Origin of the sequence: Microbacterium sp. (assembly GCF_035554235.1) — a bacterium.
GTDB lineage: Bacteria > Actinomycetota > Actinomycetes > Actinomycetales > Microbacteriaceae > Microbacterium.
The window spans coordinates 1-9,821 of the sequence record NZ_DATMIO010000011.1 but is presented as its reverse complement, the minus strand read 5'-3'; the positions used below and the strand labels follow the sequence as shown (position 1 = coordinate 9,821).

Below are 9,821 nucleotides of genomic sequence, written 5' to 3'. Positions count from 1 at the left end.
CGGCGCTCCGAGCTGGATCCCCCGCCGGCCGATCGACCACTCGACCGGCGCGAAGGACTATCCGCTCATCGAGGATGTGCCGACCCTGGCCTACCTGGCGCAGGTCGCGAGCCTGGAGATTCACGTGCCGCAGTGGCGCTTCGCGCCCGACGGCGGCCGAGGCAACCCCGACCGGATAGTGCTGGATCTCGACCCCGGCCCGGGCGTCGGGTTGGCGGAGTGCGCCGAAGTCGCCCGCTGGGCCCGCGACATCCTCGCCGGGATCGGGCTCGAACCGATGCCTCTCACGAGCGGCAGCAAAGGCATCCATCTCTACGCGGCGCTCCCCGGCGACCAGACCAGCGATCAGATCACCGCCTTCGCGAAGGAACTCGCCCGCGCGATCGAAGCAGACCATGCCGACCTCGTCGTCAGCAACATGGCGAAGGTCGAACGGCCGGGCAAGGTGTTCATCGATTGGAGCCAGAACAACGGCTCGAAGACCACGATCGCTCCGTACTCGCTGCGCGGCCGTCCGCACCCCATGGTGGCCGCTCCTCGCACATGGGCCGAGCTAGATGACCCCGATCTGCGCCACCTCGACTTCGCCGAAGTGCTCGAAAGGGCCGAGGCCACCGGCGACCCGATGGCGGCGCTCGGCTTTCATGCGGGCGGCCGGGAGTCCGACGAAGGGCCGCTCCGCACCTACATCGCCAAGCGCACCGCGGGCCGCACGCCCGAACCCGTGCCGAGCAACGCCCTCGGCGCGACCACGGTCGCCGGCGAGAAGCCGCGGTTCGTCATCCAGGAGCACCACGCGACCCGCCTGCACTGGGACTTCCGCCTCGAGCACGACGGCGTCTTCGTCAGCTGGGCCGTGCCGAAGGGGGTGCCCTCGACGACCGGCCGCAACAACCTCGCGGTGATGACCGAAGACCACCCGCTCGAATACGGCAGCTTCGAGGGCACGATTCCCCGCGGCGAGTACGGCGCCGGCTCCGTAACGATCTGGGACGACGGTCGGTACGACCTGGAGAAGTGGCGCGACGACGAAGTCATCCTCACCGTCGAAGGCCGCCCGGGCGGCCCGCTCGGACGCGTGCGGCTCGCACTTATCCGCACCGACGGCACGGGCGAGAAGTCGACGTGGCTCATGCATCGGATGAAGACGGATGCCGAAGGCCGGCCGCAGGCGGAGGGCGAGCCGGTCGTTCCCACCGAGCAGGCCGACGCGCCTGCGCCGGCCCGCCACGCCGAAGCGCCCGCGCCGGAGCGCCCGCGGCAGCCGAAGGAGGGCACCACCGGGCGGCTGAACGCGATGCTCGCCACGCACTCCACGCCGGGCCTCGCCCGGGAGGCCTCCGCGCGCTGGGCCGAGCACGGCGAGAACCCATGGGTCGAATTCAAATGGGACGGGATCCGCGCGCTCGGCGTCTGGGAGGGCGGCCGGCTCCGTCTCGTCGCCCGCAGCGGCACCGATGTGACCGCCCGGTACCCCGAACTGACCTCGGCCGATGCGGTGCGCTTGGGCGCGGCATCCGCCGTCGTCGACGGCGAACTCGTCGCCCTCGACGCCCGGGGACGACCGAGCTTCTCCCGCCTGCAGTCGCGGATGAACCTCACGAAGCCGCGCGAGATCGAACGCGAATCGGCGCGCATCCCCGTCAAGTACTACCTGTTCGACATCCTCGAACTCGATGGGGAGGATGTCGCGACGCTTCCCCTCGTGGAGCGCCGCGCCCTGCTCGAGCGCATCGCCGCCGACGCGGGGACATCGATCGCGGCGCCGCCCGTGTTCGATGACATAGATGCGACCCTCGCGGCGAGTCGCGAGTTCGGGCTCGAGGGCATCGTCGTCAAACACCCCGGATCCGCCTATCGCCGCGGCGCACGCACCGAAGAATGGCTCAAGCTCAAGCTGACCCACACCCAGGAGGTCGTCATCGGCGGCATCCGTCCCGGCAGAGGGGGCCGCAGCGGCACGATCGGCTCGCTGCTCGTCGGGGTACCCGGCGAGGACGGACTCGAGTACGCGGGCCGCGTCGGATCGGGCTTCAGCGAGTCGGTGATCGCCCGGCTCGAGAAGACCCTGCTGCCGCTCCGCACCGACGAGAACCCGTTCGTCGGCGTGCCTGCCGCCGATGCGTCCGACGCCCTCTGGGTGCGGCCCGACGTCGTCGGAGAGGTCGAGTTCGCGGAGTGGACCCCGGGGGGAATCCTCCGCCAAGCGCGGTGGCGTGGCCTGCGACCCGACAAGAGCCCCGACGAGGTCGTCCGAGAGCCCTGAGTGGGCGTGGTCGGCCGCGCGAGGAAGAAGCGTGCGGGGCTACGCGTGCAGCGCCCCGTCGCGGTCGGAATGTCCCGCGGGCTCGAGCTGGATCGTCGAGTGGTCGACGTCGAAGTGTTCCGCGAGGCATCCCTGCAGCTCCGTGAGCAGCAGCCCCGCCCGTTCGCCGCGCAGCACCTCGTCATCGACCACCACGTGCGCCGAGAACACGGGGGCACCTCGGGTCAGCTGCCACACATGCACGTCGTGCACGTCGCGCACGCCGGGCGCGCCGAGCAGGTGGTCGCGGATGTCGGCGACCTGCGTGCCCTTCGGCGCCGCCTCGGAGAGCACCGACGTGACCTCGCGCAGCAGGCCGATGGCCCGGGGCACGATCATCGCCGCGATGAAGAGCGAAGCGATCGTGTCGGCCGGCATCCACCCCGTCGTCACGATGACGATCGCGGCGACGATCACGGCCGCCGACCCGATCAAGTCGCCCATCACCTCGAGATAGGCGCCGCGCACGTTGATGCTGCCGCGCTGCGCCCGGCTCAGCAGCCACATGGCGACGCCGTTCGCGACGAGACCGACCGTCGCGACGACGAGCATGAGCCCGCCGGCGACCTCGGTCTCGCCCGGTTCGATCAGGCGCCGGACGGCCTCCCACGCCACGCCGACCGACAGCACGATCAGGATGACGCCGTTGGCGAGCGCCCCGAAGACCTCGGCCCGCCGATAACCGAACGTGCTGCGCTCGTTCGCGGGTCGCGCGGCGACCGCGCTCGCGATCAGCGCGATGATCAGGGCAGCGACATCGGTCAGCATGTGCGCGGCGTCGGCGAGCAGCGCGAGCGATCCGCTGAGCACCGCCCCGACGACCTGCACGAGCATGACGACGCTCGTGATGGCGAGCGAGATCGCGAGGAGCCTGCGGTTGCTGGCCCCGCGGATCCCGTCGTTGCCGGGCGAGTGATCGTGCATGCACCAAGGCTAGGGCCGCGACCCGCCCGCGATGGGCCGATTCGCGCAGTCGGGAATGAGTCCGATTCTCACCGCAGCGCCGAGAGAGTCGGTTCCGCGCGTGCACGACGGTGATGAAGAGGGCCGAGTGCTACAGGGTCGCCAGCAGGGGGATCAGCTCCACGAACGCGCGGGCGCGGTGGGATGCCGCATTCTTCTCGGCCGCCGACCACTCCCCGACCGTGCGCTCGGCGCCGGCGGGCTGGCCATCGGGCACGAAGATCGGGTCGTAGCCGAATCCTCCGGCGCCCGAGACCGCGGTCGCGAGCCGCCCGGGCCAGCGTCCCTCCACGACGTGCTCCGCGCCGGCGCGTCCGTCGATCGCGGGCACGACGAGGGCGATCGTGGAGACGAACGACGCCGTGCGGTGCGGATCGGCGACGTCGGAGAGCTGGTCGAGCAGCAGCGCGACGTTGGCCGCGGCATCCTTGGCGTGCCCCGCCCAGTACGCGGAGAAAACACCCGGCGATCCCCCGAGCACGTCGACCGCGATGCCAGAGTCGTCCGCAAGGGCGGGCAGTCCCGTGTGCGCGGCCGCGGCGCGCGCCTTGATGAGCGCGTTCTCGGCGAACGTCACGCCGTCCTCGACGGGTTCGGGGCCGTCATAGCCGACGACGACCAGGTCGGGACGCGCGGACGCGACGATCGCCTGGAACTCCTCGACCTTGTGCGGGTTGTGCGTGGCGAGGACGATGCGGCCCATCAGCCGGCGGCGAGCGACGCCGTCTGAAGGTCGCGCAGCTCGGCGCAGCCTGCGACGCCGAGTTCGAGGAGGGCATCGAGCTCGCGCTTGTCGAACGGCGCGCCCTCCGCCGTGCCCTGCACCTCGACGAACAGCCCGCGGCCGGTGACGACGACGTTCATGTCGGTCTCGGCCCGCACGTCCTCGACGTACGCGAGATCGAGCATGGGCTCGCCGTCGATGATGCCGACCGACACCGCGGCGACGGAGTCGATGAGCGGGGTGGCCTTCTGTCCGATGAACTTGTGGGCACGGCCCCACTCGATCGCATCGGCGAGGGCGACGTACGCGCCCGTGATGGCCGCCGTGCGGGTGCCGCCGTCGGCCTGCAGCACGTCGCAGTCGATCACGATCGTGTTCTCGCCGAGCGCCTTGGTGTCGACGACCGCGCGCAGGGCGCGCCCGATGAGCCGCGAGATCTCGTGCGTGCGGCCGCCGATCCTGCCCTTGACGCTCTCGCGGTCGTTGCGGCTGTTCGTCGCGCGCGGCAGCATCGCGTATTCCGCCGTGATCCAGCCCTTGCCCTTGCCCGCGAGCCAGCGGGGCACACCGTTCGTGAACGAGGCGGTGCACAGCACCCTCGTGCCGCCGAAGCTGATCAGGGCGGAGCCCTCCGCCTGGCTGCTCCAGCCCCGCTCGATGGTGACGGGGCGCAGGTCGCCGGTGGCGCGGCCGTCGGCGCGCACGATGTCGGCGCTGTCCTTAGCTGGTCGAAGGGCGCCGTCCTGAGCTGGTCGAAGGGTCATGAGGGTGTGCTCCTGTCGTGCGTGTCCCACTTGGGCAGCAACCCGGCGCTCGGGAAGCGGCTCAAGTGGGACACAGTGTGAGGTGAATGGGTCAGGATGCCGCGCGCGGCAGGTCGATGGCGCCCGTACGGACGAGCTGGACGTCGTGCACCTCGCGGCCCATGAGCCGGTTGGCGAGGGTGACGAAATCGTCGGTGGAGTCGCCGGTGGCTTCATAGACGTGGGTGGATGCCGCATCCGCCCCCGCGAGCAGATCGCGGCTCACCAGCTGCCGGTAGACGTCGTTCGCCGTCTCGGTGTCGCTCGAGACCAGCGAGACCTCCGGCCCCATCACGTAGCTGATCGCGCCCTTGAGAAACGGGTAGTGCGTGCAGCCCAGCACGAGCGTGTCGATGCCGGCGTGCCGGAGCGGCGCAAGGTATTCCTCGGTCGCCGCGAGCACCTCGGGCGTGTTCGTCTCCCCCGCCTCGACGAACTCGACGAAGCGCGGGCACGCGCGCGCGAACACCCGCAGCCGCTCGTTGACCTCGAGCATGTCTTGGTACGCACCGGAGCCGATGGTGCCCTCGGTGCCGATCACGCCGATGCGGCCGTTGCGGGTCGTCGACATCGCGGTGCGCACCGCGGGGCCGATCACCTCGACGACGGGCACGTCGTAGCGCTCGCGCGCATCGCGCAGCACCGCCGCCGACGCGGTGTTGCACGCGATCACGAGCATCTTGACACCCTGATCGACGAGCGCGTCGAGCACCTCGAGCGAGTAGCGCCGCACGTCTGCGATGGGCTTGGGCCCGTACGGCGAATGCGCGGTGTCGCCGATGTAGACGATCGATTCACGCGGCAGCTGATCGGTGACGGCGCGAGCGACGGTGAGCCCGCCGACCCCGGAGTCGAAGATGCCGATCGGCGCGTGGTTCATGGTCCCCCAGCCTACGCGGCCCACCGTCGCGCTTCTCACTAGGCTGTCGCCATGAGCGTCGCCGACTCGTCAAGCGCAGTCTCGCCAAGCACCGCGCTGCACACCGATCGCTACGAGCTGACGATGCTCGACGCCGCCCTGCGCGACGGCACCGCCCATCGGCGCTGCGTCTTCGAGCTCTTCGGCCGGCGCCTCTCCGGGGGCCGCCGCTTCGGTGTCGTCGCGGGCACCGGCCGCCTGCTGAGCCTTCTCCGCGACTTCCGGTTCGGCGACGAGGAGCTGCGGTTCCTGCGCGACGAGCGGGTCGTGGATGCCGACACCCTGGCATGGCTCGAGAGCTATCGGTTCACGGGGTCGATCACGGGGTACCGGGAGGGCGAGGCGTACTTTCCCGGCTCCCCGATCCTCACCGTCGAGGGCACGTTCGCCGAGGCCGTCGTGCTGGAGACCCTCGCCCTGAGCGTGCTGAACCACGACTCCGCCGTCGCCACCGCCGCGGCGCGCATGAGCATCGCCGCCGGCGACCGGCCCCTCGCCGAGATGGGGTCGCGGCGCGCCGGCGAGCACTCCGCGGTCGCGGCCGCGCGGGCCGCGTTCATCGCCGGATTCGGGGCGACGAGCAACCTCGAAGCCGGCCGACGGTGGGGCATCCCGACCATGGGAACCGCCGCCCACGCCTGGACGCTCCTGCACGATTCCGAGGAGGACTCGTTCCGGTCGCAGATCGCCGCGTTCGGCACCGACACGACGCTTCTGATCGACACCTACGACATCCGGGCGGGGGTCGAGACGGCCATCCGAGTGGCTGGCACAGGGCTCGGCGGCGTTCGCATCGACTCGGGCGACCTGCCGACCGTCGCCGCCGACGTGCGGGCCCAGCTCGACGAGCTCGGCGCGACGGGCACCAAGATCACGGTCACGAGCGACCTCGACGAATTCGCGATCGCCGCGCTCGCGGCATCCCCCGTCGACGCGTACGGGGTGGGCACGTCTGTCGTCACCGGGTCTGGCACGCCCACGGCCGGCATGGTGTACAAGCTCGTGGCCCGGCAGGCGAGCGATGACTCGTGGGTCGCCGTCGCGAAGGCCTCGACCGAGAAGGGCTCGAGGGGCGGCCGCAAGGCCGCGTTCCGCACCCGGGAGGACGGCACGGCGACGAGCGAGCTCATCGCCGTCTCGGACGGGTTCGAGGCCATCGAGACCGAGGTGCAGCATCCCGGCTCGCGGTCTCTGCAGGTGGCGTTCGCGGTCGCGGGCGAGATCGACGCCACGTACGAGGCCGCGGCCGGGGTGATCGCGGCCCGCGACCACCACGCGAAGGTGCGCGAGGAGCTTCCCGTGCGCGCGCTGGCGCTCAGCCGTTCCGACCCGGCGCTGCCGACCGTCTTCGTCGACGCGTCGTAGCCGCTACTTGTTCAGCGACTCGTAGATCTCTTTGCACGTCGGGCAGACCGGGAACTTCTCGGGGTCACGGCCCGGCGTCCATTTCTTGCCGCACAGCGCCCTGACCGGCTTGCCCGTGATGGCGGACTCGAGGATCTTGTCCTTCTTCACGTAGTGCGAGAACCGCTCGTGGTCGCCCGGCTCGATGTTCTCTTCCCGGATGAGCTCTTCGAGCTCGCGGTCGAGGGTCGCAAGGCCGCCCTGGTCGGGGCTCTCGAGGGGGGTGCTCATGAACAGTCAGTCTAGCCGCGCATGCGCTATGCGGCTTCGGCGAACTCCATCAATCGCGTGCCCCTCCGGCCGAACAGCACACCGCCGATGGCGATGCCGGCGAGCAGCACTCCGAGCCCCGTGCCGAGCCCGCCCCACAGCGCCGCGAGGGCGTAGTCGATGTCGCGCGACAGCGCGAGCCAGGCCCACCACAGTGTCGGGGCGCTCACGACGATCGCTCCGAGCAGCACGATCGCCTGCGTGATCGCACCCCACGCACTCGATCGCTGGGGCTGCTGGAACGGGCTGTCACCCGGACGCGAGACCGGATAGGGGCTGAGCACCGACGCGATGCTCGACAGGCCTAGCCCGCCGAGGAAGAGCGACGCGCACACCCCGACCATGGCGGGCAGAAGGGCCCATCTGTCGTACAGCGTGATGGCGAAGGGGATCGAGACGGCCAGGATCGGCACCCCGATGAGGAGGATCGGCACGAGTCGGCCGAGGCGGTCGGCGGAGCCGCGGATGCCGCTCGCGATGTGCATCCACACCGCCGTGGAGTCGTAGGCGAGGTCGTTGTGCGGCAGCCATCCGAAGAACAGCGCCATGATCGGCACGGGCACGAGCGCCACGATCGGAGCGGGAACACCGGCGATCAGGAGCGGCACGGCGGCGAGCAGGGCCACGACGGGAACGACGATGACGTTCACGAGGTAGCGCGCGTCGCGCATCCAGTAGAGCAGGCTGCGTGCCGCGACCGCACCCGTGGCGGTGCCCGGAGCGACGGCGAACCACCCGAGGCCCCCGCGCTCGCGCACGGCGGCGGGGCGCTCGGTGGTCGTGAGGAGGCGGGATACGAGCTGGTGCCACGCGAGCCAGAGCACGACGACGGTCCCGATCGCCACCGCGACGGGAATGCCGGCGGAGCGACCGCCTGCGACGAGACCGGGAAGCGACCAGGCGGCACCGAAGGGCGTGGCCGCCAGCACAGACACGGCGGATTCGAGCTGGGTCGGCACGTGCCCGTCCCACTCGAGCGACGCGAGGAACACCCCCACGGGCACGAGCACGACCACGATCGTGAGGGCGAAGAGCCCCGTCAGCTCGCGGGAGCGCCGCTCGCGGAGTGCCAGGGCGGTGACCGCCATGCAGACCCGCGCGAGCAGGACACACGTCAGTACGGCGATCAGGGCCGACGTCGCCGCCAGCACGACGGGGACGCCGTGCGCCTCCCACACGATGGCCGTGCACACGGCCAGGGCGATCAGCACGAGGATCGGCACGCTGACGAAGCCGGCGAGCACGAGGATCGAGGCGAGTGAGCGCCCGCCGACGCCGAACACCGCGAACCGTCGCGGATCGAGCGGATCGGTGGCCCCGGCGATCAGCGGCGCGAGCGTGAACCCGAGGGTCAGCGCCGAGCCGCCGAGCACGATGACCGTCTGGGCGACGTCGGTCGGAGCATCCGTCATCGACAGCAGCGCCCAGCAGGCCACCGCCGTGGCGGCAGCGAGGAGGATCAGCCCCGAGACGACACGCACGACATGACGGCGATCCCCGCGGAGGCCGCCCAGCAGCAGGACGACCCTCAGCCGGAGAACGTGTGCAGCCACTCGAGGCCCTCCACGTCGCTGAGCCCACCGGCGAGTTCGACGAAGCGCTGCTCGAGGGTGAGCTCACCGCGAACCTCGGCGATGGTGCCCTCGGCGAGCGCCTGCCCCGCGACGATGACGGCTACGCGCGAGCACACGCGCTCGACGAGGTCCATGCCGTGGCTGGACAGGATGACGGTGCCGCCGTGTGCGACGTACGCGCCCAGGATGTCGAGGATGATGGCCGACGACACCGGGTCGACCGCCTCGAAGGGCTCGTCGAGCACCAGCAGGCGCGGCGAGTGGATCATGGCACCCGCGAGCATGACCTTCTTCGTCATCCCGGCGGAGTAGTCGGAGACCACGCGCCCGAGGGCATCGGTGAGATCGAATGCCCGCGCCAGGTCGGCGGTGCGCGACTCGACCACCGCCGGACGGAGGCCGCGCAGGATGCCGTAGTAGTACAGCAACTGCCGGCCGGTGAGTCGATCGAACGTGCGGAGCCGGTCGGGGAGCACGCCCATGAGGCGCTTCGCGCCGAGCGGGTCGGACGCAGCGTCCACGCCGCACACCTCGATGCTCCCGCGATCGGGACGGAGCAGCCCGGTGATCATCGACAGCGTGGTGGTCTTGCCGGCGCCGTTCGGCCCGACGATTCCGTAGAAGGCACCCGGGGGCACCGTCAGGTCGACGCCGTCGACGGCGACCGTATCGCCGAACCTCTTCGTCAGCCCGCGGACGGTGAGGGCGGGGATGTCGAGGGCCGGATCGGACGCGAGGGGCTGGTCGGCCAGCGCCACGGCAAGCGCTTCGGCCGCCTGGTGATCGGGCGATTCGACGACGTGCGCCGGGGCGAGCCCGACGGGCGGCGCGGGCTCGGTGGGCGGCGCGAGCTCGACGG

At 71.1% G+C, this 9,821-nt stretch carries 9 protein-coding genes; 2 read left to right on the top strand and 7 right to left on the bottom strand.

What is annotated here, in order from left to right; translation table 11 throughout:
- A partial coding sequence (gene ligD, locus VNT50_RS00560) for a non-homologous end-joining DNA ligase (RefSeq protein ID WP_325483161.1) occupies window positions 1–2,266 on the top strand: 2,266 nt, incomplete at its 5' end.
- Between the two features lie 39 nt (window positions 2,267–2,305).
- On the opposite strand, the gene VNT50_RS00555 is transcribed toward ligD, so the two are convergent.
- From VNT50_RS00555 to murI, 4 genes are all read right to left on the bottom strand, one after another.
- Complete coding sequence (locus VNT50_RS00555; protein WP_325483160.1) at window positions 2,306–3,229, bottom strand: cation diffusion facilitator family transporter; 924 nt, start codon at window positions 3,227–3,229, stop codon at window positions 2,306–2,308.
- 130 nt (window positions 3,230–3,359) lie between these two features.
- Window positions 3,360–3,971 carry an RdgB/HAM1 family non-canonical purine NTP pyrophosphatase gene (gene rdgB / locus VNT50_RS00550; RefSeq protein ID WP_325483159.1) on the bottom strand — a complete coding sequence of 204 codons (612 nt, stop codon included), beginning with the start codon at window positions 3,969–3,971 and terminating at the stop codon, window positions 3,360–3,362.
- Complete coding sequence (rph, locus tag VNT50_RS00545; RefSeq protein WP_325483158.1) at window positions 3,971–4,756, bottom strand: ribonuclease PH; 786 nt, start codon at window positions 4,754–4,756, stop codon at window positions 3,971–3,973. The genes rdgB and rph overlap by 1 nt, the downstream gene beginning before the upstream one ends.
- 91 nt (window positions 4,757–4,847) lie before the next feature.
- The gene (gene murI, locus VNT50_RS00540; protein WP_325483157.1) at window positions 4,848–5,675 is read right to left on the bottom strand and encodes a glutamate racemase; all 828 of its coding nucleotides are present in this window, start codon (window positions 5,673–5,675) and stop codon (window positions 4,848–4,850) included.
- Between the two features lie 51 nt (window positions 5,676–5,726).
- Here murI and VNT50_RS00535 point away from each other — a divergent pair, with 51 nt between their 5' ends.
- Entirely contained in the window at window positions 5,727–7,079 is a 1,353-nt protein-coding gene (locus VNT50_RS00535) for a nicotinate phosphoribosyltransferase (protein ID WP_325483156.1), read from the top strand.
- A gap of 3 nt (window positions 7,080–7,082) precedes the next feature.
- On the opposite strand, the gene VNT50_RS00530 is transcribed toward VNT50_RS00535, so the two are convergent.
- The 3 genes from VNT50_RS00530 to VNT50_RS00520 form a co-directional block, all read right to left on the bottom strand.
- Window positions 7,083–7,349 (bottom strand): DUF3039 domain-containing protein, encoded by a 267-nt coding sequence (locus tag VNT50_RS00530; RefSeq protein WP_325483155.1) that lies wholly within the window; start codon window positions 7,347–7,349, stop codon window positions 7,083–7,085.
- Between the two features lie 26 nt (window positions 7,350–7,375).
- Window positions 7,376–8,941 (bottom strand): hypothetical protein, encoded by a 1,566-nt coding sequence (locus tag VNT50_RS00525; RefSeq protein WP_325483154.1) that lies wholly within the window; start codon window positions 8,939–8,941, stop codon window positions 7,376–7,378.
- Window positions 8,917–9,821 (bottom strand): ABC transporter ATP-binding protein (locus tag VNT50_RS00520; protein ID WP_325483153.1); only part of this gene is annotated, 905 nt, incomplete at its 5' end. The genes VNT50_RS00525 and VNT50_RS00520, both read right to left, overlap by 25 nt.